The organism is Streptomyces sp. NPDC002032 (genome assembly GCF_042890765.1).
In the GTDB taxonomy this organism is placed as follows: Bacteria; Actinomycetota; Actinomycetes; order Streptomycetales; family Streptomycetaceae; genus Streptomyces.
Window position 1 is genome coordinate 299,267 of record NZ_JBIASM010000010.1, and the last position, 20,537, is coordinate 319,803.

16 protein-coding genes and 4 pseudogenes are annotated in these 20,537 nt (G+C 69.1%); 11 read left to right on the forward strand and 9 right to left on the reverse strand.

Annotated features, from left to right (window positions below; genetic code table 11):
* Positions 1-86 precede the first annotated feature (86 nt).
* Positions 87-1,401, reverse strand: a pseudogene (locus ACFYYT_RS24145) (DEAD/DEAH box helicase family protein); the annotation flags it as partial.
* A 268-nt stretch (positions 1,402-1,669) separates the two neighbouring features.
* Between ACFYYT_RS24145 and ACFYYT_RS24150 the strand changes: the two are divergent.
* From ACFYYT_RS24150 to ACFYYT_RS24160, 3 genes are all read left to right on the forward strand, one after another.
* Complete coding sequence (locus ACFYYT_RS24150; protein ID WP_351818498.1) at positions 1,670-1,825, forward strand: hypothetical protein; 156 nt, start codon at positions 1,670-1,672, stop codon at positions 1,823-1,825.
* 209 nt (positions 1,826-2,034) lie between these two features.
* The gene (locus ACFYYT_RS24155) at positions 2,035-2,982 is read left to right on the forward strand and encodes a replication-relaxation family protein (RefSeq protein ID WP_351818495.1); all 948 of its coding nucleotides are present in this window, start codon (positions 2,035-2,037) and stop codon (positions 2,980-2,982) included.
* 330 nt (positions 2,983-3,312) lie between these two features.
* Complete coding sequence (locus tag ACFYYT_RS24160; RefSeq protein ID WP_351818493.1) at positions 3,313-3,792, forward strand: hypothetical protein; 480 nt, start codon at positions 3,313-3,315, stop codon at positions 3,790-3,792.
* 68 nt (positions 3,793-3,860) lie between these two features.
* Here ACFYYT_RS24160 and ACFYYT_RS24165 read toward each other — a convergent pair whose 3' ends face one another.
* Positions 3,861-4,568, reverse strand: a complete 708-nt coding sequence (locus ACFYYT_RS24165) for a hypothetical protein (protein WP_351818490.1) — start codon at positions 4,566-4,568, stop codon at positions 3,861-3,863.
* Positions 4,569-5,215: 647 nt separating this feature from the next.
* Entirely contained in the window at positions 5,216-6,622 is a 1,407-nt protein-coding gene (locus tag ACFYYT_RS24170) for an MFS transporter (protein ID WP_351818487.1), read from the reverse strand.
* Between the two features lie 101 nt (positions 6,623-6,723).
* Here ACFYYT_RS24170 and ACFYYT_RS24175 point away from each other — a divergent pair, with 101 nt between their 5' ends.
* Both ACFYYT_RS24175 and ACFYYT_RS24180 read left to right on the forward strand, forming a co-directional pair.
* Positions 6,724-7,251 carry a helix-turn-helix domain-containing protein gene (locus ACFYYT_RS24175; RefSeq protein ID WP_351818484.1) on the forward strand — a complete coding sequence of 176 codons (528 nt, stop codon included), beginning with the start codon at positions 6,724-6,726 and terminating at the stop codon, positions 7,249-7,251.
* Positions 7,252-7,531: 280 nt separating this feature from the next.
* Positions 7,532-8,338, forward strand: coding sequence for a hypothetical protein (locus tag ACFYYT_RS24180; protein WP_351818481.1), 807 nt, complete (start codon positions 7,532-7,534; stop codon positions 8,336-8,338).
* On the opposite strand, the gene ACFYYT_RS24185 is transcribed toward ACFYYT_RS24180, so the two are convergent.
* On the reverse strand, positions 8,295-8,633 hold the full coding sequence (locus ACFYYT_RS24185; protein ID WP_351818478.1) for a hypothetical protein: 339 nt from the start codon (positions 8,631-8,633) through the stop codon (positions 8,295-8,297). The two genes, ACFYYT_RS24180 and ACFYYT_RS24185, sit on opposite strands and share 44 nt — an antisense overlap.
* 559 nt (positions 8,634-9,192) lie before the next feature.
* On the opposite strand from ACFYYT_RS24185, the gene ACFYYT_RS24190 reads away from it, so the two are divergent.
* Complete coding sequence (locus ACFYYT_RS24190; RefSeq protein ID WP_351818475.1) at positions 9,193-9,426, forward strand: hypothetical protein; 234 nt, start codon at positions 9,193-9,195, stop codon at positions 9,424-9,426.
* A 233-nt stretch (positions 9,427-9,659) separates the two neighbouring features.
* Positions 9,660-11,015: a hypothetical protein gene (locus tag ACFYYT_RS24195; RefSeq protein WP_351818473.1), complete on the forward strand. Its 1,356-nt coding sequence runs from the start codon at positions 9,660-9,662 to the stop codon at positions 11,013-11,015.
* Positions 11,016-11,248: 233 nt separating this feature from the next.
* On the opposite strand, the gene ACFYYT_RS24200 is transcribed toward ACFYYT_RS24195, so the two are convergent.
* Complete coding sequence (locus ACFYYT_RS24200) at positions 11,249-11,728, reverse strand: hypothetical protein (protein WP_351818470.1); 480 nt, start codon at positions 11,726-11,728, stop codon at positions 11,249-11,251.
* 218 nt (positions 11,729-11,946) lie between these two features.
* A pseudogene (locus ACFYYT_RS24205) lies at positions 11,947-13,365 on the reverse strand (Helicase associated domain protein); the annotation flags it as partial.
* A 143-nt stretch (positions 13,366-13,508) separates the two neighbouring features.
* Here ACFYYT_RS24205 and ACFYYT_RS24210 point away from each other — a divergent pair.
* A complete protein-coding gene (locus tag ACFYYT_RS24210) occupies positions 13,509-13,928 on the forward strand; it encodes a hypothetical protein (RefSeq protein WP_351818467.1) in 420 nt (139 codons plus the stop codon).
* Between the two features lie 45 nt (positions 13,929-13,973).
* Complete coding sequence (locus ACFYYT_RS24215; RefSeq protein WP_351818464.1) at positions 13,974-14,513, forward strand: hypothetical protein; 540 nt, start codon at positions 13,974-13,976, stop codon at positions 14,511-14,513.
* 135 nt (positions 14,514-14,648) lie between these two features.
* On the opposite strand, the pseudogene ACFYYT_RS24220 reads toward ACFYYT_RS24215, so the two are convergent.
* Together ACFYYT_RS24220 and ACFYYT_RS24225 are read right to left on the reverse strand one after the other, a co-directional pair.
* Positions 14,649-14,859 (reverse strand): annotated as a pseudogene (locus tag ACFYYT_RS24220) (transposase); the annotation flags it as partial.
* Between the two features lie 212 nt (positions 14,860-15,071).
* Positions 15,072-16,639, reverse strand: a pseudogene (locus ACFYYT_RS24225) (Mu transposase C-terminal domain-containing protein).
* 389 nt (positions 16,640-17,028) lie between these two features.
* On the opposite strand from ACFYYT_RS24225, the gene ACFYYT_RS24230 reads away from it, so the two are divergent.
* On the forward strand, positions 17,029-17,418 hold the full coding sequence (locus tag ACFYYT_RS24230; protein WP_351818456.1) for a hypothetical protein: 390 nt from the start codon (positions 17,029-17,031) through the stop codon (positions 17,416-17,418).
* Between the two features lie 91 nt (positions 17,419-17,509).
* A complete protein-coding gene (locus ACFYYT_RS24235; RefSeq protein ID WP_351818453.1) occupies positions 17,510-18,943 on the forward strand; it encodes a HEAT repeat domain-containing protein in 1,434 nt (477 codons plus the stop codon).
* A 486-nt stretch (positions 18,944-19,429) separates the two neighbouring features.
* Here ACFYYT_RS24235 and ACFYYT_RS24240 read toward each other — a convergent pair whose 3' ends face one another.
* Positions 19,430-19,999, reverse strand: a complete 570-nt coding sequence (locus ACFYYT_RS24240) for a hypothetical protein (protein WP_351818450.1) — start codon at positions 19,997-19,999, stop codon at positions 19,430-19,432.
* Positions 20,000-20,537 lie beyond the last annotated feature (538 nt).

The window sequence follows — 20,537 nt, forward strand, 5'->3', positions numbered from 1 at the left end:
AACGCCCGCTCGTTAAGATGATCCCTGCGGGCGGAAAGAACGGGGCGGCGCTGATAGGAGCCAACCCGGCCGACCGCTGCCCATTTCGGAACGATCAGCGTCGCCATCTTGCCCTGACCAGGATTCTGCCTGAGCGCCCGGCCGATCGCCTGGACGATGTCCACAGCCGATCCCTTCGGGTCGATCAGCGCCACCGAGTCGGTCGCTCGGATATCGACGCCTTCACCCAGGACCCGACAATTCGACAGCACGGCGCGCCCCGCCCTACGCCCGAAGTCGGCGAGCACACCCTGCCGGTGGGCGCCGTCGTGCTCCCCGCACAGCCACCCCGCCCAGACCCGCTCGGGGTGCCGCTCCGGGTCCACGGCGTGGAGCCGGGCCGCGACCCGGGGCAGCCCGGCGGCGAAGGCCTCCGCCTCGATGGTGCGGTGGTGGAAGGTGATCGTGGTCTGGAGTCCGTGCTCGGCCATGGTCTCCAGCAACGCGGTCTGCGTCGCGGCCAGCCGCTGCCCCCGCAGCGGCTCCTCGTACCGCTCCTCGCTGACCAGCCGCTTCGGCGTGACGACGGGGTCGGTCAGCTCGGCGACGACGATCTGATACCTCACCAGAAGCCCCCGGGAGATCGCCGACGCCAGCGACAGCTCGTAGACGACGGGCCCGAACACCGCCTCGTCGTCCATCGAGCACGCCAGCTCCTTGGGGAGCCGGTTCCACGCCCGCCGCGTCCGACCCGGCGTCTCCTCGTCCACGACCGACTGCTGCGCCTCGTACAGCTCCTGCTGCTCCCGGGACCGCGGCGGCCTCTCCTTCCAGATCCGGGGCGTCGCGGTCATGTACAGCCGGCGCATCGCCGGGATGACCTCCTGGTGGTGGATGTCCGCCCACGCCTTCCCCGCCGACCCCGACGTCCGGTGCGCTTCGTCGACCACGACCAAGGTCGAAGACGTCCATCGGCAACCCGTACGCGCCCTCGTGCGCTTCGGCCAGGACCGGCAGGGAGGCGTAGGTCGCCTAGACGGTGACCGGGCCCCGCCCGTGCCACAGCCCGAGCTGCGGCGGCGACGTCGTCGCGCGCACCCCCAGAGCCCACAGAGCAGGGTCGTCCTCCAGCGAGCACACCGCCACCGCGGGCCCGCTGTGGCCGGCCAGCCGCCATTCCCGGGCCGTCTGCGTCAGCAGATCCAGCGTCGGCAGCAATACCAAAACCCGTCCGTTCCGGGCCAGACGGAGCGCCGCCGCAGCGGCGATGAACGTCTTCCCGGTCCCGCACGCAGCCACCACCGTGGCCCGTAGACCGGCCTCCGGAATCCGTTTCCCGGGCGGAATATCGAGCCCCCGAACAATCGCCTCCACTGCTTCTTCCTGGTGAGAACGCAGCACGATGTCACCAGACCTCTGCATGCGGCACTCCAATGAAACGAAGTGGCGGGAAAATCTCGCCATAGGAGGGGGTACAGGTTTTCTCGGGCTCTTACACAGCTATACGCATCACATCCCGCATGATACGCACTGATGACTCCACCGCCAGGAGCCCAGAGGCTGATGGGTATCAGACGAACTGGCCTGGTTGTGATCACCGTGGAAGGCGTGTAATCGCCGGTTACCCAGTGGGTGCTGTTGGGGAGGTTGACTGGGTCTGGACCGTACGTGGAGTGAAGAGGAGCAGTACATGGCGGACGAACACGGCGACGAGGTCACGGCCGACTCGGAGGTTGAGGCTTCAGAGGAAAAGCCTGCGGCCCCGAAGGGGAGCCAGACCCTGGAGAAGAAGACGATCAAGGGGCAGGTCATCACCCACACGATCGTCAAGCCGTTGCCCAACTGACTCCCCGTAGCCAGCTGACCGGCCCGAGCCGCAAGCAGCATCAACCTTTTGCGGCTCGGGCCCGCAGTCGACTGACAACAGCACCCCTTCCCCCAGCCCTGTAGCCAGCCGCCCGCGCAGCGGGCCGGTCCTGGAGGCGAAGCCGTAAGGACTCTTTGGAGTGGGGGAGCGCAGCGGACCCACTCCAACAGGCCGAAAGCCGGAACCCCATGAAATGGGGTCAGCTTTCGCGCAAAGCCCGCGAAGCGGGCCCCACTTGGGTGGAGCGAAGCGGAGCCCAAGCAGTCCGAAGCGCAGCGAAGGACCACGGCCGAAGGCCGGCTTTGGCCCGGCTTGCCGGGCCCCGCAGTGCGCAGCACTGCGGTTTCCCTCCCCATGCGCGCAGCGCATGGGGTCCCGCTCCGGGAGGAGTCGGACGGCCGGTCGTACGTGCGCAGGGCGATGGTGGAACTGAGAAACTCGGGCTGGCGGAGACGAACGGCAAGGACGGCAAGCACCGGATCTGGAACCTCACCCCGGCAGGGCAGAAGGCTCTCGCCGACGGCAACGAGCTGCCACCCCGACCGAAGGCCGGCACCGGAGCGAAGGCTGTCCGCGCCGGGTTCGGCCCGCACGGTCTCGCGGTGACCGACACGATCCTCGCCTACGCCGACACCGTCCTGCGCGGGCGCCGGGAGTACCTGTCCGACTGGCAGGTGGAGGTCAACCACGCCATCAAGCAGACCGGCCTGTCATTCAACACCGACGCCGTCCTCGCCGTGCCGACCAAAACCAGCGAGGTCCGCCTCTTCGAACTCGACAACGGCACCATGTCCCAGGCCCGCCTCGCGAAGGAGGTCTGGGACTACGAGTGCTACGCCGGGCACCGCGTCTGGGAAGGCGCCCGCGGCACCATCGGCGGGACATACCCGTTCTGGCAGCGCCACCGCTACACCCGCTCCACCACCTTCCCGCGGCTGCACGTCGTCCTGGCGGGCAAGGCCGAACACCTCCTCGACAACCGCCTCCAGCCGCTCACGGCCGCCGTGAAGGGCATCACCATCGCGGTATGGGCGAACACCCTGCCCCGGCTCCAGCGCGGCGAGCCCTGGTGCGAGATCGGCGTCGACGACCCGCACCGCCGCCGTGACCGCTACCCCGAAGCGGTCGGCCGCTGACCGGTGCCGGGCAAGCCCAAGGAGAGCCTGGGCAAGCCCTCCGAGCCGAGGGCTTGCCCACTCCGGTCGGCGGCAGTGCGGGCAGGCGGCATCGGTCACGGCCACCCGGTCTTCCCCGGCGAGGGGCTGGCTGACCGATCACGGGAGGCTGATCGGTCACAGCCGGCCTGCCGATCGGTCACGGCCCCTGCTGGGCAAGCCCTCTGCTCGGAGGGCTTGCCCAGCGCCCGGATCGCGTGGCGGGACGGCTCCCAAGGTCGCGGCGTCACCGTCTGGGACGTGACGGCCTGAAGCCGGCCGCCTCCTCCTCGCTGGCCGTAGACCGGAGGCATGAGACGAATCAAGCAGGAGAGCCCGGCCGTGCTCGGGCAGAGCGATACGGGCGACATGTGGCTGGCCCTGGCGTGCCTCCGCGCGGCCCACCGCGACCCGGTCGGCCGCCTCGCGCCGTTCGAGCGGCCGGAGGCGCTGCTGTCCCTCACCGAGCCGGACGACGTCCTGTTCACCGCGCGGGTGGAGCTGTCTGGGATGGAGACGATGGGCCACCTCCACCACCTCATCCGAACGGTCAGCCACGGCGTCACCGCGGAACTGGGCTACGCCGGGCCCGGGGTCGCGCTGGAGGTCATGGTGGGCAAGCGCCACGAACTCGCCCTGCACCCGGCCCACGTCGACGGCCGCACCCGGCTCCTGCGCCAGGCCGTCGACACCATCGGGGCCCGCAGCATGCCCGGGGGCGGCAGGTGCTTCCACTGCGACGGCACCGGCCGTGCCCGCCCGCTGTGGGAGCCGGCCACCGGGCAAGCCTGAGCACCTGGGCAAGCCTGAGGCGACCCTGGGCAAGCCCTCCGCGCGGGTGGGCTTGCCCGGGTGCCGGGTTACGCCATCGCGGAGGCCACGGTCTCCAGGACGACGAGCTGCTCCGGGTCGACGGGGACGCCGTCGGCCTGGCGGAGCGAGCGGAGCGTGCTGCCGTCGGCGCACTGCCTGCACAGCCCGGCCAGGTGGAACGGGGTGGCGCCGAGGAGGGTGTGCGAGGAGGAGCTGTCGTGGTCGGGCCGGTAGCAGCCGGGGCACGGCAGGCAGTCGTCGACTCCGTCTCCGGCCGGCGCGTCCGGGCCGAGCTGCGGCACGATCCGCAGGAGGTTCTCCCCGGCCTCGGCCCACAGCGCCATCGGCCGCTCCGCGGACCGCTCGAAGACCACGTCACCGTTCGGGCCTTCGCTGGTACGGACGCGGGCCAGCGTGCCGACGCCTTCGGCGGGGTGGTTCGGGAGGAACGCCAGGACGGTCTTGGCGCCGGGCTCCTCGCTCACGTTGTAGAGATGCCCGTGCCCGGCCTTCATGGCCGTGCCCATCTCGTTCAGGCCCTGGCCGCCGTCGTCGTTGCGCAGGCGCAGCTGCCACGAGGCCGGGGCGCCGTCGATCTCGGCGGGGGAGGAGGTGATCAGGATGCCGTTGCCGGACCGGCGGACGTCTAGGTGCTGCATCCTGCGGACGGAGTGGAACGCGGTGCCGAACCACTCCGTCGGCCGCCCGCCCTCACCACGCGGCGCGCTCGGCTTGTGCAGCTTGTGTCGTCCCATGCTCTGCCTCGCAGACGTGATCCGTGCACGGGCCGATCGGTCCGCCGAACCCCCAACCGCTGCCCGGCGACCCAGGCACGCCACAGGCCCGGCTTCCACCTGTTCAGCGCACCTGGGCAAGCCTCCCCGGCCGGGAGGGCCGCCGGTTGCGTCCCGACCCGCAGGAGGGTTGCACCGGAAGGGGGCTGGAGAGGTGTCTGCACGGGTGTACTGGGCGGGGGACCGCAGGTGTGACCGTGAGCATTCGTGCAGGTCAGATGCCGTGGGCAAGCCCCCTTCGGAAAACGACACCTCTTTGTCCGCGATAGCCGGAGAAAGAGGTCTGTCCTATGTCCGGGGGCCGGCGGCCGCGCGCAGGGGTACATGTACCGGTATGGCGCGTGAACGGATCCGGTGGCCCCTCGTCGTGGAACGGGCGCGGCAGATCGTGGATGGGTACGCGCCGCTCAAGGTCACGTTGAGACAGGTGTTCTCTGCATGGCTTGAGGGTGTCTCACCGCTCACTTCTTGGCACGGCAGGGGCATGGCCGCTCCGCGTGCGAGCTGCTCGGGGTTCGCGGGTGCCGCGCTCCTGAGAGCGCGGCCCTTTGGCGGTTCTTCGGGTGAGTGCGAGTCCCGTCCGTCCGTCGATGGACGGGACTCGCTTCTCAGGCGGCGCCGGCCTTCGCGGCCTCTGCGGCGTCTGCGATGTCGGACGCCTTGGCGGCGGCCGGTCGCGGCTTGCGGACGAGCGGGACCGTCGCGCACGCGGCGAGCAGGGACGCCGCGGCGACCGCGTACCAGCCGTGCTGGAACGCCGCGACAGCGTGTCCAGGGGCCGGGGTGCCGAGGATGCCGACCAGGATCGCGACGCCGAGGACGGCGCCGATCTGGCGGCCCATCGAGGTGATGGCCGAGCCGGTGGCGAAGCGGGCCGGCGGCAGGGCGGCCGCCGACACTCCGGTCAGGACCGGGAGCGTCATGCCGACGCCGAGGCCGGTCAGCATCATGCCGGGCAGGAGCGAGGCCGCGTAGGCCGTGTCGGTGTCGAGCGTCGCGGCCCACCACAGGATGCCGGCCGCGAACAGGACGGTTCCCGCGAGCGCGATGCGGCCCGCACCGAATCTGGCGACGGCGGGCCCGATCCGCAACGCGACCGGCGGCACCAGCAAGGGGCCCGGCGCGATGGCGAGGCCGGTGCGCAGAGCCGAGTAGCCCCACACGCCCTGGCACCAGAGCACCGCGCCGAGCAGCATTCCGGCGAACGCGATGGTGAACAGTGTCAGGGAGGCCGCCGCGGATGCGAACGCCGGAACCCGGAGCAGCGGCAGCTCGACGATCGGCACGGGGTGGCGGGCCGAGCGCAGCACGAACCAGACGCCGAGCAGCACCGCGGCAGCCAGGCCGCCGAGGGTGCCGGCGCTCGTCCAGCCCCAGTCAGGAGCCTTGACCAGGCCGAGCGCGAGCGTGGCGATCGATCCGGTGAGAAGGGCGGCGCCGAACAGGTCGGGCAGCGGACTGTTCTCCGCCCCGGCGCGTCCGGGCGACGGGAGCACCTTGACACCGAGGGCGAACGCGGCGATCCCCACTGGCACGTTGACGATGAACACCCAGCGCCATCCGGCCTCGACTAGCAGCCCGCCGGCCACCGGCCCGAGTCCGGCGGCGATCCCGCCGATCGACGCCCAGGCCCGCACCGCCCCGGCGCGCTTCTCGGGCGCCGTCGTGTCGAGCAGCAGCGCAAGCGACGTCGGCATCAGCAGCGCGGCGCCGGCGGCCTGCACGAGCCGTGCCGCGACCAGCGTCCCGACGTTGGGGGCGAGTGCGCAGCCGACCGAGGCGAGGGTGAACACCGCCAATCCGGTCAGGAAGACCGGCTTGTGGCCGGAGCGGTCGGCGACGCGGCCGGCGGCGACGAGGAGCGCCGCGAAGACGATCGCGTAGCCGTTGAGGACCCATGAGAGGGAGCCCAGGCCGCTGCCGCCGTACGAGCGGCCGATCGCCGGGAGGGCCACGTTGACGATGAAGAGGTCGAGGTTCGACATGAAGACCGCGGCCACGACCGTCGCGAACACGGCTCGGGACGCGCTCGGTGGGTTTGAAAATCCAACTGTCATGGACCGGAGGCTATCCATGTGGGTTTGAAAACACAACGGACTCGGGGGAGGATGGGGACGTGACCTCGAACGCGAAGCAGGGCGAGAACTTGGTTCCGCACCCCGAAGTGCCCGGTCGGCCGTGCTCCGTGGCCGCCGCGCTGCAACTCGTCGGCGAACGCTGGGCCCTCCTGGCGATCCGCGAGATCTTCTACGGCAACCAGCGCTTCGACCGGATCGTCCGCAACACCGGCGCCCCCCGCGACCGCCTCGCCGCCAGACTGCGCGCACTGGAAGAGGCGGGCGTGGTCGAGCGCCGCGCCTACAGCGAGCGCCCGTTGCGCTTCGAATACCACCTCACGGAGGCCGGCCGCGATCTCGCACCGGTGATGCGCGCGCTGCTGGGCTGGGGCGATCGCTGGGCGGTGGACACTCCGCCGGTCGCCTTCCGGCATCGCGGCGGGCCCGGCTCCGGGCACGACACCGAGCATGACCTCGATCTGAAGTCGACGTGCCGCACCTGCGGTGAGGAGGTCAGGCCGGGAGGTCTCACGATCGACGTGCGGGCGCCCGGATGGGATCGGGCCGGGCCGACCGAAGGCTCCTGAACTCAGCAGCGATCAGGAGTGAAGGGGTCGCCTCGATTGGCGTCTCGCAGTTGCGGGAGAGCTGGTAGAAGCCCACGGACGACAGTCTGGGCCAGGGCCTCACCGGGCGCGCGGGGACCAAGGGCGTTGGCCTGCGCGGCCATGAGGACACCAGCCTGCTGACTGTCTCAGGTGGGACCAAGCCTCGCCGACTTCTCAGCGACTATTCGGGACATGCCACCGGTCTGCACACAAGGCCCGTCCCTGTCTCGTGAGACAGGGAAACGGTGGAGAACAGGTCATGTACCGCCTCGCCTCCGCCGGCGTGCTGCCGCACACGCCGTCGATGTACCGGCACCTGTCCTCCCACCTCGCCCAAGCCCGCCGCGAGGGCCGCTTCCCCGACCTGATCGACACCCTGCGCGAAGTCCACGTCCCACCGGCCTGGCCGGACGCGGGCACGTTCCTGCGCGAGAGCCCCGACTGGTTCGGCCTCGACCTCACGACAGGCCAGTCGCAGGCGCTCTACGTCGCTGCGGAAAAGGACACGCTCCGGCAGCTCCTCACCGGCTGGCTTGCCCCGTACGGCATCCCGGTCCTGGTGGTCCGCGGCTTCGGCTCGCAGTCCCACGTCGACGTCGTCCGCGACCGCGTCGCCGCCGACCCGAGGCAAGCGGCGCTCCTGGTGGTCGGCGATTTCGACTGTAGCGGTGAGGACGTCGAACGCGACTGGACAGCGCGCACAGCCTGTTGGAGTCACACCGAGCGGGTGCTGCTCACCTACGACCAGGTCATCCACGACTACGAGCTGCCCGCGACCGACGGCAAGCGCGGCGACCCGAGATGGCCGGCCTTCGCACGGCGCCACGGCTTCGACATCGAGCATCCGTCCAGTGGGAGGTCGAAGCGCTGGAGCCGGACGAACTTCGGCGCCTGGTCCTCGCCGCCGTCGATCCGTACGTCGACCGTCAGGTCCTCGCGCAGCAGACCGCCCGGCAGGAAGAGCAGCGCCGCGCCCTGGCCGCCTTCGTACGGGGCTGGGGCGCGGCGGGCGGTACGTCGTCCTAGCCCTGTGACGGGGCCTGGGCGGCCTGGGCGAAGTGCATGACGATTCCCTTCGCCCCGGCGGCGACTTCGTCAATGAGCTCGTAGCCGCGGGGGTCGTCCGGGTGGTTGCGGACCCAGATCATGGCGTGGCTGATGATCTGGTTGATGTCGCTGGGGCGCAGGAAGATGGCGTCGCCGGTGTGGAGCCGCTCGGGGGCCTTGTGCTGCCACAGCCGGTAGTACCGGCCCTCGACATCGTTGAAGCCGAGATGCCGGTCGCCGTGAGGATTGATCAGGTGGGTGGTGAAGGGCAGATCGTTCGGGCTCGGCTGCCAGGGCTGCTCCTGCTGGCTCACTGCGTCCTCCGTCGACGTTCCGTGATCACGACGCACCCGAGTCTGTCAGCGCCGGTCCCGCCCTCGCAGAGTTTTCCCTCCAGCCCGGCGCCGCCGACTGCAGCACCAGCCCTTGGCGCTGCAACGCGTTCAGTGCAACACCGCCGCGCGTCCGAGGCCCACGCTCTTCTCCAGCACGTCCGGACCAGGTACGCGGCGCGGGCCTCCACCCCCTGACGCACCGTTCCTGGGTGCCGTGCGGGCGCGGGTCGCTCTGCCGGGCCTCTGGTCTCTCACCTACTCCGAGTGCAGGTCAAGGACGTGTATTCAGTCGGTTTGTGGCTGGTTGGGGCCTATGGCGGTTTGGGGGATCCAAGGTGTCCTAGTGTTCACTGTGCGTGACTGACTGGTCGCTGTGGATCGTTGCTGTGGGGAGTTGCGGGTGTCTGAGTAGAGGGTTGAGTCGACGGAGCAGGACCGGTTGGAGCGGCCGCGGGGCCTGTTGTCGGGGTCGCGCGCGGAGGAGGGTGTGGGGCGGGCCCTGGGGCAGGGTGCGTTCGGGAACGTGCTGGTGGGGGCGATGTTGCACGGTGCGGACCGGGTGCGGCAGGGGCATGAGCCCACCGATCTGGAGAAGCTGGTCCTGGACGCGGTGGGGACGGTCCTGACCGAGGACGAGCTGAAGGCATGGGGCGGCGTCTACCGGGAAGCACTTGACGCGGGCGGCGCCTTGGCGGTGGTGCCGCAGACGTTCGCGAACCGCACGGTGGAGGAGGGCTACTCGATCGAGGACCTGCGGGCGGATCTTCCGTAGATGATCGCGGACGCGATGGCGGCTCCGAACGTGCAGATCATCGACCCGCGGTCGGCGGACCGGCATGAGGACGACCCGGCGGCGTACCGGGCGAGAGCTTCGGTGTCGGCGACAACCCGCAGGACGGCGCCGCACAAACACCCGGCGACGGCGGCGGTGAGGGCGCGGACGGTGGCGCCGCGCAGTCGTACGCGGTGAGGCTGGAGGCGGACAGCTTCTAGGTCGAGCGGGCGGTGGGCGACCAGGGCGGCGGCAGGGACGAGATCTTCTGGACCGCGGCCGCCGGCACGGCCTCCGGGGCCCGCCCCTTCACCTCGGAGGAGTTCGGAGCGGTCGAGAAGGGCCACACGCGCCACTTCTCCGCCGGCAACAGGGTCCTCTTCGATGGGAACACCAGCGGCGACTACCTCGGCGTGACCATCGTCTGCTGGGAGAAGGACGACGAAACCGACGAGTGGTGGGCGGCCCTGAACAAGGCGCTGAACGACGCGATGAAACAGCTCAACCAGACGCTGCAGTTCGATGACTTCTTCACCCAGGTGCTCCCCGTGTGGGTGTCGATGGCCACCACCACCGCTGGTCTGTTCCTCCTCGTGGCCGACCTGTTCCGCAACTACAGCGACATCTCCTGCCAGCGTGCCATCGGGATGGGCCGCTACGAACTGGCCATGCTCTCCCGCAGCGGGGGAACCACCTGGAGGTTCGACGGAGACGGCTCCCACGACCTGCGGGTGAAGTACGCCGGCACCACCGTGCCCTTCGCGGTGGGCACCCTGGAATACGCCGTGCGCGGCGCCTCCGGTTGGGGGACACCGCAACCCCTGCCCTTCCGCAGCATTACCACCCCCGCCCTGAGCGCCTACACCGACCGCCTCTACGCCTGCTACCTGCGCCCTGAGGACCAGGCGGTCATGTGGACCAGCATGGATGCCAACGGCAACTGGACCGTGCCCGAGCAGGTCGGTGGCGACCAGAGCTGGTTCGCCCCGGCCCTGACCTGGGCCCACGGCAAACTCATCTACGCCGTCACCGGAAAGAACGGCGCCATCTTCACCCGGACCTTCACACCGTCACAGGGCTGGAGCGCACCGTCCCAACTCCCGGGGAACGCGAAGCAGGCCCCGCCCCTGGGCACCTTCGCCGAACGGGCGTGGCTGACCCACGTCGGCGCCCACACCACCCTCCACCACAGCCTCTACAACGGCAACAGCTGGAGCGGATGGGGCGGGGACCACCTCCACTGGCAGGTGTCCACCCACGTCGCGATGGCCCCGCAAAGCGACCGCCTCTGGCGCGTCGCCACCATCAACCAGCAGATCCACACCAGCATCAACGGCGGCGTCAACGGCGGCAACTGGGTCAGCCAGGGCACGATCGGCGGCTGGCGCTCCACCCACGCCCCCGCGCTCGCCAACAACGCCGGCACCCTGCACATCTTCGTTCGCGGCCTCGACGGCGGCCTCCATGTGGCCCACTACGGAGGCAGCTTCACGGGCAGCCAGCCGGTCCCCGGCGCCAAACTGATGGATGCTCCGGCCGCCGCGTCCTTCAACAGCCAGCTGCACGTGATGTACCGCCGCCAAGCCTGAGACCCGCTGCTGCTGTGCCCCCGGCCATGGGGGCACAGCAGCAAGCACGCCGCACCAGTGGGATTTCTTTGAAGTGGCCGGGGCCTGGCTGGGGGCCCACGATGCTGCGTGAAGCCGTGCCCGTTAACGGGCACGGGTAACGCGTGCGCAAGATGAATCGACTGTCAGGTGACACATTTGCGCCCTGACCAGCGGGAACCCCGACCAGGCCCGTGCGGTGTGGCAGGTGGCTGCTACAGGCCAGAGGCGTCTTGCTTGATCTCAAGAAAGCTATAAACCGCATCGGTCGGGACCCGCGGACCCGCCGCGTACCCAGCTACAGCATTCCCCGCCCCATCAACGACCGTCAGCGCTGCCGAAATGTACTTGCCCCCACTAACGGCGATCAAGGGCTGACCGTCGAGGTACTCGATGGACAGCGTCCCAATGTCCTCGGTCTTGACCTGGTCGGCCGGGATCAAGACGGAGTGGCCACGCTCGTACTGCGACCAGTTGGTGAGATAGCCCTCCACCCTCGGCTTCACGGCACGGACAGCAGCCGCCCGAGTGGCTTCGGGAGCGTCCTTCAGCTCTTCAAGCGACTTCGCGAGTTCGGCAGCCTGAGCGTCGATCCGCCTCAGCGCATCGTCATGGTTCGTAGCCGCCAGCCCGGTCGCTGCAGGCTTGTACTGGGCCGGTGCGGTGCCCTTCGCGTTGGGCGTGTTCTCGGACATGTCGTCTCCTCGCTAGCAGGCCGCCTGCCTGCCTGGTCAGAGCGCGTAAGTACGGAGCGTTACCGATCAACAACTCCAGGTGGGACGGCTGAAAACCGACAAGGTGGCGCGAACGGCACCGGGTTGAAAGGCCGACGCACGACCACAGCACCGGACCCCAAGCTTCAAGAGGCCCTGGGTCCGGCGAGGGTGCGGGAAGCGGTCAGAGGTTGGCCGGATCATAGGGTGGCCGGAGCGGTCTGGGTGGTCGGCGCCGCTCCCGCCCAGTTCACGCCCAGCTTCGCGAGGGCGGCGAGCTGGTCGGCGGTGAGCTTGTCCCGCCGGCTCTTGGTGTTGGAGACCCACACACCCACCTTCACGACGACCGGCTCCGCCTCGCCCTCGACCGTGATCTCCTCCCCGTGGGCCCTGGGGACGGGCCGATGGGCGCCTTCCCGCTCCACCCACTGCATGAGGGCTGCAAGGCCCCGCTGGAACGCCTGCTGCGCCTTGCTTGGCCCCTTCCGCCGCACGGCTGGCCGCCGGGGCCGGAGGCGGCGCCTGGTCGGGTTCCACGCCCAGCGCGGTCAGCCGCGCCTGCTGCTCGGGCAACAGGCGCGCCCAAGTGGTCGGCTGCTTCTGCTGTTGGAGCCACCGCCCGATGTCGTCGCCGTCCAGCAGCACGCCCGGGGCGATGTCGGGCAGCTGCCCGTCGGCGTCGACCAGGTCGGCCAGGACGCGGCAGTGGCGCTGCCAGTCCAGGGGCAAGGGGCAGTTCCAGTCCTTGTCGATCGCGGCGAGCTGCGCGGCCCGGGTCGTGGCGGTGTCCTCGTCCTTCCCCAGCCCGTTCTTCGCTCCCTTGCGGCGGAGGTTGGCCATGTGCTGCCCGACGGGCACCATCTCGTCGTCCTCGCCCCACACGGCGTCCTGCCGAGGCGCGAGGTGCCCGGTGGCCCGCCGGTAGGACCGGAGCACCGCGAGCTTGGCCTCCCATGCCTCCTCGCCGGGCTCCCAGACCATCCCGGCCTCCGGCGCGTCCAGGAGCGTCTTGCGCCGGTCCTCGTTCGGCTCCAGGAAGACCGGCACGAGGATCCTGGCGATCTTCGTGGACCCGTCCTTGTTGAGCCGGAGCGCGCGGCCGATGTTCTGCACGATCTCGACCTGGGAGCCGCGGGTGTCGGCGAAGCAGATCGCCTCCACCCCACGCTCGCCGGTGATGTCGACACCCTCGCCCAGGACCCGCACGGACGCGAGGAACGCCCGGTGCACGCGCCGGTTGTCCGCGTCGATGCCGTTGGCGAACTGCCGCAGGACCTCGCGCCGCTCGGTGACGAGGTGGTCCCCACACAGCCACGCCGCCCACACCCGGTCCGGCGGGACGTGGCGCCCGGTCTCCAGTTCGTAGAACTCGGCCTCGATCGACGACTTCGGCAGCTTCTCCGCAGCCGCGAGATCGGCGTCGGAGGCGTCGGTGACGTACAGCTCGGCCGCCGTCTCGGGCAGCTTCTCCGCGAGCGCACCGGCCTCATGACCTTCTGGTGGAAGGTCATGACCGTACGCAAGTTGTACGCCGCGGCGTGCTCCAGGAGCGCGGCCTGCAGCAGCACCAGCCGCCGGCCCCGCTGGGCACCCCGAGTACGACTCGGCGCGTTGGTAGGAGTACATCGGCAGCGAGCCGGGTCTGAGCGCCGTGATGTTCTCAGGGCGTCTCGCGACGTGCGCAAAGGGCCCCCTGGCCTGTGAGTTGTACGGCTACTGGACTACGAGCCCGGACGGTCCGTACAACCTCTCGCCGGGCCAGATGGACCGGCTCATCAGCGACGGAGTATGGAGCACGGGCCGTAGCGATGAACTGAAGAAGGACCTGGCTAAGGCGGTTTCGAACTGCCCGGGCGGAACGGGTGCGACCTGCCGCGTGAACCTGGACACCCGTTGGCTGACCGGCGCGTTCGACGACGGAAACGGTGACCGGACCTTTGCTCTCCGGGGATTCAACTACCGGCAGAGCGGGTCGGTCACGATGACAAAGCTCGATGGAGGCAGGGTGCGCGTCTCCGGCGACACCCGCATCGATTTCTTCAAGAACTACAATTTCGACTACGGCGACAAGTTCTATGGAGTTGATATGGGCACATTTGCGGAACTGCACAGATTCGGCTGCGCCCGTGACTGCGAGGTGCACGGCAGTAAGAACACCTCGATCGATCTCGTATTGCCCTAGACTGGCCGAGTCTGCGCGGTAGTCGAATCATCCATGGAGGGGTATGTGCGGGAGTTGGACGGCCTGAGGCCCAGTTCCGGTGGGCGCTCCGGGCCGACGAAGGTTTTTGTTATGTTTTGCGCCTTTTTCGCTGTTATTGTCACGGGCTGCGCCACGGAAGCGAGAGAGGACGTCCTGAAGGGATTTCAACTGGAACTTCCCCCCTGCCCGACCGAGAACCTGACGTTCTCCGGGCAGACCTCCGCGCCGGGCATCAAATTGGCGATGAGCTTCACAGCTCCCACGACCTGTGTGGAGCAGTACCTCAAGGATCATCACGTCGATCTGACGAACCCGCTCTATTGGCCCACATCGGCTTGGGACAACATCGGAGGCGCAAGCATTTCGCCGACGGCACCACCGTTCAGGCCGGGGTCGATGAAGCAGTTCAAGCTCGCGCTCGACCCGAACAAGAGGTACAAGAGGTACATCGGCTTCCGTACACCGAAGGAAGCCGAGTTCTCCGTGCTGCTGGATCGTGAGGGGGAGCAGACTTCTCTCTACATGGAATCCAGGCTGCCCGGCAGGGTCGGGAAGCTTGACTGAGGCCGACAGTCCCGTCCGATCGAAGCACCGGGGCGAGCGGCTTTCGGCGAGAAAGGTTTGCATTCCGTGAGCGACGAAGGGCTCGGTCGGACAGGGCGGCGTCTAGAGATCTTTGTAAACACGTGGTCGGTTTGATCAGGCCGCAAGGAGTTTGTGCAGGTGCTCGGTTGGGGTTTGCCAGCCGAGCGTTTTGCGTGGGCGGTGGTTGAGCCGATCCGATGGCGGTCAGGTGCTCCGGGCTGTGGACGGTCAGGTCGGTGCCCTTGGGAAGGTACTGCCGCAGCAGGCCGTTCCTGTTCTCGTTCGAGCCGTGCTGCCATGGGATGACAGGGTCGCGGAAACAGACGGGTGACCGGGGTGCCGACAGCCGACTAGTTGCTCTTGACCGAGGATCAGGTTGCCTTCCCAGGTTGCCGGGCACCGGCCCGGTCCTCGGCCTCGGCGCTATGTTCACTGATCATGAGCATTGAGGCGGTGAATCGGTGTGCTGGCAGCAACCGGTCTGCCGCTGGGGCCTGCGTTTTGGCTGGCCGGAGCGCATATTTGCTCCAGGCTCCCCTACTCGTCCAGCATCGCCTGGACCGCGACCCGCAGCTCGCGGCTCTCCTCGTGATCATTTTCTGGTGTGGGTGTCCTCGGGGTCGGGGGGATCGGGCGCGCCCAGGTGTCGGGCACGGGGGCGTGGGGGATGTAGTCGGGCCGGGCCAGTTCACGCAGCCCGCGCTGATCGGCGGCCCGTAGTTCCGCCTCGGCTTCCTCTGCGGTGAGCGTGTTCAGCTGCTTGGGGGTCTTGGCGGTGGTGACGGCCTCGAACCGCTTACGGCGCAGCTTCTCGGCGGCCTTCAGATCGGCCCGCAGCTGCCTGGCCGCCGAGGTGCGGGCGGAGCGTACGGCCGTGAACTGTTCGAGGTCGGCGGCGTCGGCGAGAAACGCCCTGCCCAGATGCCGTCCGCTGACCGGTTCGAACAGCTCGATCTCCTCGTCGTGGTGCGGCAGCCGGCGCACGGTGACCGGTCTCCCGCGCACCCGACCATCCAGTCCGCGATGTAGTCACGGCGCCGAAACCGCACACCGCTGGTCGAGATCATCCGGATACGGCCGTCGCCTTCCAGGCCGAACCCGATGAGCGACTCCTTGGACACGTCGGTGACCGGGGTGGGGTCGGCCTGCCATGCCTGTAGCGGAGTCCGGCCGCCCAGGGCGGTGGAGCGGTGGCTGGTGTTCCACCAGTGCACCCACTCCAGCAGCGCGGCGACGAACACGTCGAACGCCAACGGTGGGGCGTCCGGGTCTGCGAGCCTGCCACCTGCCAGGCGTTGACGGTGCCGGTAGCGGGGGAGGGTGACCAGGAACATCTCCTCGACGGCGTCATTGAGGGCCTCGATGCTGCCCTTCAGGTGCGGCGTCCCGGCCGGCAGATCCACCACCGGTACCGCGAGTGCTCCGAGTGCTCCGGTCACGGCCTCACACAGGAACTCCTTTCCCCGGTCCACCCGCACCTTTCCAGGCAGCCCGCCGACCGGCCCGAACACTGCCTCGTCACGGACCAGGGCGACACGCAGCGCAGCGAGGACGCCGTCTCTGCTGGGCGCGTGTGCGGTAACGGACGCGCCGGTGATCACGTTGTGCGCGCAGTCGATGAACCACGTCACCCACGGCGTGACCAGTTACCCCTCCAGGTCCACCTCGATGGGCAGATGCTTGTGATCGCCCTCCCAGGCCGCGTTGCGGTGCAACGCCGGCTGTTTGCCGAAGATGTCGTGGGCACGCCGCGCCGCCTCGCCCGACCGGAGCCCGGCACGCTCACTGCGGGTCAGGTCCCGCCGCAGCGCACGGTGGAGCGTCGACAGAGACGGCACAGGTCCGGAATCCTGGCTCTCGGCGGCCCGACGTACCAGTTCTTCGTGCAGACGTGAGGCGTTCCCGCCATAGAACGCCAGCAGACGCCGGATCTCGGCCGTCACCACGAACCGTTTCGACACCTTGCGTTCTGTGCGGCCTTCACTGCGGGCGGCGGCCAGCCACCGCCACACCGTCCGCTCACTGCGACCCACCGCCATTGCCACCAGGCGTACGTGCGCGGGAGTCAGCTCACCCCGCCCGTCCAGGTCCAACAACCGCGGCACCGCCGCGGCTTGCCCCAAGGCCGGCGAGAATACCCCGCCTCCTGCCTCGCGTACCTCCGCCGCTTCCTCGTCACGCACTACACCGTCATCCCAGATCGAGGGCTCCAACAACCCCTATATGTCGATGCTGGAAAGATCCACATGTTCGTCCTGGAATAATGCCTTTCCTCATATGACGTGACGCCTGGCAACGGCGGTGCCGGCGGTGGGGCGCGCGAGGGCTGCCGTATTTTTTTGTCGCAGGACGGGGTGCCCGGCTGCGGCGGCGGATTTGTTGTCGCGGAGCGGGTTGGGGAGGGGTACTGATGAGTGATGCTCCGGCGGGGATCGATGCCATCGATTGGGCGGGGCTGGGGCACGCCTATGGGACGGCCGAGGACGTGCCTGGCATGCTTCGGGATCTGTACCGGCCGGAGAAGGCCGCTGATGCGGCCGATGACCTGCTTACGCATGTCCACCACCAGGGTGGCATGGTCTGCTCCGCGGCTCCGGCCGCCCTTCCCTACGTACTCGGGGCGGCGGCCGATCCAGCCATCGCTCCGGCCGTCCGCCGCGAGCTCCTCGAGCTCGTCGGGGCTTTCGCGTACACGGCGAACACCTCGGAGCCTCGCTGGGTCCCCCCGGCCTGGCCTGCCTCCTGGGACCTGGCGGTGACGGACCTGCTGCCGCTGCTCGACGACCCGGAGACCCCGAACCGCGTTGCTGTCGCCGACGCTCTCGCCGAAGCCCGCCACCGAGCCGACGAGGTGGTCGCGGTGGGCCGGAGAGCTGGAACCTGAGCCGAGGCTCCAGCTCATCGATGCGGTCGGCTCACTGATCCCTCACGCCGACGCGCAGAGCGACGATGCCCTCACCTGGCTACGACAGCTCATGCACGACGCAGAGCCCCCCACCCGCCTTTCTGCCGTGCAGGCCCTGCGCCGCGCGCTGCCGGGGCAGGACGACAGCGCGTACGCGCAGACGGTGTCCGAGGTGCTGTTCGGAGGCAGTGAACCGGCCACCTGGAGGCCGGGCGGCGGCGGATCCAAGTCGACGGTTATCTGGGCGATCGGCCTGCTGGGAGAAGATCGGGCGAACCGGGCCGACGCGATCGGGAGGTTGCTGACGCATCCGGACGCCTGCGTACGTGCGGGCGCGCTCCGGGCGGCCGCCGATATGCTCAGCCGCTGGCGCTCCGCCGTACCCGAGCTGCTCCCTGTTGTGGCCCGCCTGTTGTCCGATGCCGAGCCCGACAATCGGCTCTTCGCAGCCCGGGTCCTCGGTATGTGCGGGCGCGCCGCCCGCTCCTGGGCGGACGCGCTGGCGGCCATGGTGACGGACGAGGGCGAGCCGTACCTGTCGGCCCAGGACCACGCCGTTTGGGCGCTGTCCCGGTTCGGCGACGCGCGGTGCGTACCGCCGCTTGTGCGGCGCCTGTCGGGTGAGCGGCTTGGGTTCGGGTACCACGGGGTCCACGCCGACGGCTGGGGGACGTACGAGCTGAGCCTGACCGAGACCGCTGGAGGGCTCGGGGCCCACGCCGACGTGCTGATGCCGCCGTTGCGTGCCCGGCTCGCCGCAGCCTCGACCCTCGACGAGCGTCGAGCACTCTGCCAGTTGCTCGAGGCATGGGGTGCGGCCGCGGCCCATGCGATCCCGGACCTGATCGGTCTCCTGGAGACCGACGCCGCGGTGTGGGCCCTGGATGCCCTCGCCGCGATCGGGCCGGCCGCAGCCGAGGCCGTGTCCCCCGAACGGTTGCGGGCCCTGCTCGATGCCCCGCCCGAGGGCCAGACGTTCGCACCGCGCTGCCTGACGCTCGCGTACGGCCGGCTGACCGGCGACCGCACGCCCGCACTCAAGCTGCTGCTCCCGCAGCTGGGCGAGCCGTATGGCCAGAACAACCCCGCGACCCTGCTGGGAGAGATGGGTCCGGCGGGTGCCCCGTATGTTGAGCGGCTGCGTGAACTCCTCCACGTGCACAACGAAGGCTGGCTGCCCCTCCGTGTCTCCGAGGCCCTGTGGAAGATCACCGGACGGACCGACGAGATCGTCCCCGTCCTCGTCGAGGCCATCGCTCCATTCGCTGAGAGCGGCGGCGCCTACCGGGCGATCACTGCGACAGTGAAACTCCTGGCCGAGATAGGCAGGCCTGCGGCCTCTGCCGAGCCGGTTCTACAGGCGTTTCTCGACGCCGACGAGCGGCCCGTCAGGCACGGGACATGGCGTTCGGTACCGGAGGACAACGAGTTGCGCGATGCCGCGCACGCCGCATTGCTCGCAGTCTCCGACTCCATCCCGCGCGAACTCCAGCCTCCGTGCTGAGCATTGCGCCATCCAGGTAGCCGTTGAGATTCCCGAACCGGGAGCTGTGCAGGTTGGTTGAGTACTGCGCAGTTCCGCTGATCCTCGACATCGCGGGTCGCTGAGCGACCGGAGCGTTGCTAGCAGCGGTGTCCAGAGTCGATCCGGGTTCCAGAATGAAGCACTGCTGAGGGAGCGGGCGGGGTGGGCCGTGTTCCAGCCGGCGTCATCCCGACCTGGCTCCTTGGCTGCTGGCTGCCCGCGGAGCGGGTTGGTCCTGAAGGCGGTGCCGGGGAGGACCAGGTGAGGGAGCGGAGCCCTTTCCAACGAGCCGGGGGCTGTGAAACGGGTTCGCTCCCGCGCGAAGTGTGCGAGTGTCTGGCGGTGAAGTGGACCTGCCCAGGTAGAGGGCATTGGAACGGGGGCAGTCCGCAGCGCAGCAGAGAGCCCCAGTCTTTCGGCTGGGGCTCTCCGCTGGGTTTTGGAGGTGATGCGTGGTTGCTGTGGTTAGTACTGGTAGACGATGCCGATTGAGACTGCTTCGAGGTTAAGGGCTTGGCCTACGGTTCCGAGGGTGGCCATGCCGGCCATTGCTGAGGTGTTGGGTGCGTGGTATTGCCAGCCGATGTTCTGGACGTGGGACCAGCCGTGGAAGGCGAATGTCTCATCCCATTCGAACCAGAGTCGTACGGCTTCCATGGGCAGGGCGCGTCCGGTGGTGCCGATCTCGATGGTATCGCCGGCTCCGCGGCACATCTTGGGCTGCCAGCCAACGTTGCGTACGTGGGCCTGGCCGCAGAAATTGCCCCCGTTGGGCGCTCCAATGACCCTGATTCGGAGAGCTTCGATGGCCCTGTTCTGTCCTACTGTCCCGGTATAGGTGTCAATGCCGCAGAACTCGTTACCCCAGCCGAGGCCGGCTACGTGAGCTTTAACGCATACCGCCGGGCTACTGGCGTTTTCTGCGGTGGTTGTGCCCGGGCCGGGCGAGGGGGCTGCCTGGCTGGTGCCGGCAGTTGCCATGGTGGAGGCGGCCACGGTGCAGAACACGAGCAGGGAGCGGATTGCGCGTCTCACGATATCTCTCCAGGTTCAAAAATATGACGATGCGTCAACAGAATACAGCAGCATGATCGTTTCTCCGCTATTCGGGGTGGAGCGAAGCGGAACCCCGAACTGCCCGGAGCGAAACGTAGGACTCCGGTCTGAAGGACCGGCCTTGCTCGGCGAAGCCGAGCCCCGTCGAGCGCAGCGAGGCCGATCTCTCCTGAGCGCGCAGCGCGTAGGCACCCGGCGCGAAGCGCCGGGTTAGGGCTTGCGAAGCGGACCGCCACCGTCCGAAGCGAAGCGGAGGACCAACAGCCCGAAGGGCTGGCTTTGGTCCGCGAAGCGGCCCGCCGCCGAGCGCAGCGAGGCGGGCTCCCTTCCCAGGCGCGCAGCGCCTGGGGTCCTCAGCCGAAGGCCGGCCATGGTCCTGCGAGGCAGGACCATCCGAAGCGAAGCGGAGGACATCCGGGCCGAAGGCCCGGCTCTGGTCCGCGGAGCGGACCGCCCCCGAGCGCAGCGAGGGAGCTCCCTTCCCAGGCGCGCAGCGCCTGGGGTCCCGCTCCGCGGG

Bases quoted from the DNA above. Each gene is read 5' to 3' on its own strand.
- ACFYYT_RS24230 (WP_351818456.1), top strand. From the start codon at position 17,029: ATGCTTCGGGATCTGTACCGGCCGGAGAAGGCCGCTGATGCGGCCGAT.
- ACFYYT_RS24210 (WP_351818467.1), top strand. From the start codon at position 13,509: ATGGACCGGCTCATCAGCGACGGAGTATGGAGCACGGGCCGTAGCGAT.
- ACFYYT_RS24150 (WP_351818498.1), top strand. From the start codon at position 1,670: ATGGCGGACGAACACGGCGACGAGGTCACGGCCGACTCGGAGGTTGAG.
- ACFYYT_RS24190 (WP_351818475.1), top strand. From the start codon at position 9,193: ATGTTGCACGGTGCGGACCGGGTGCGGCAGGGGCATGAGCCCACCGAT.
- ACFYYT_RS24180 (WP_351818481.1), top strand. From the start codon at position 7,532: ATGTACCGCCTCGCCTCCGCCGGCGTGCTGCCGCACACGCCGTCGATG.
- ACFYYT_RS24165 (WP_351818490.1), bottom strand. From the start codon at position 4,568: ATGGGACGACACAAGCTGCACAAGCCGAGCGCGCCGCGTGGTGAGGGC.
- ACFYYT_RS24160 (WP_351818493.1), top strand. From the start codon at position 3,313: ATGAGACGAATCAAGCAGGAGAGCCCGGCCGTGCTCGGGCAGAGCGAT.
- ACFYYT_RS24235 (WP_351818453.1), top strand. From the start codon at position 17,510: ATGCACGACGCAGAGCCCCCCACCCGCCTTTCTGCCGTGCAGGCCCTG.
- ACFYYT_RS24200 (WP_351818470.1), bottom strand. From the start codon at position 11,728: ATGTCCGAGAACACGCCCAACGCGAAGGGCACCGCACCGGCCCAGTAC.
- ACFYYT_RS24155 (WP_351818495.1), top strand. From the start codon at position 2,035: ATGAAATGGGGTCAGCTTTCGCGCAAAGCCCGCGAAGCGGGCCCCACT.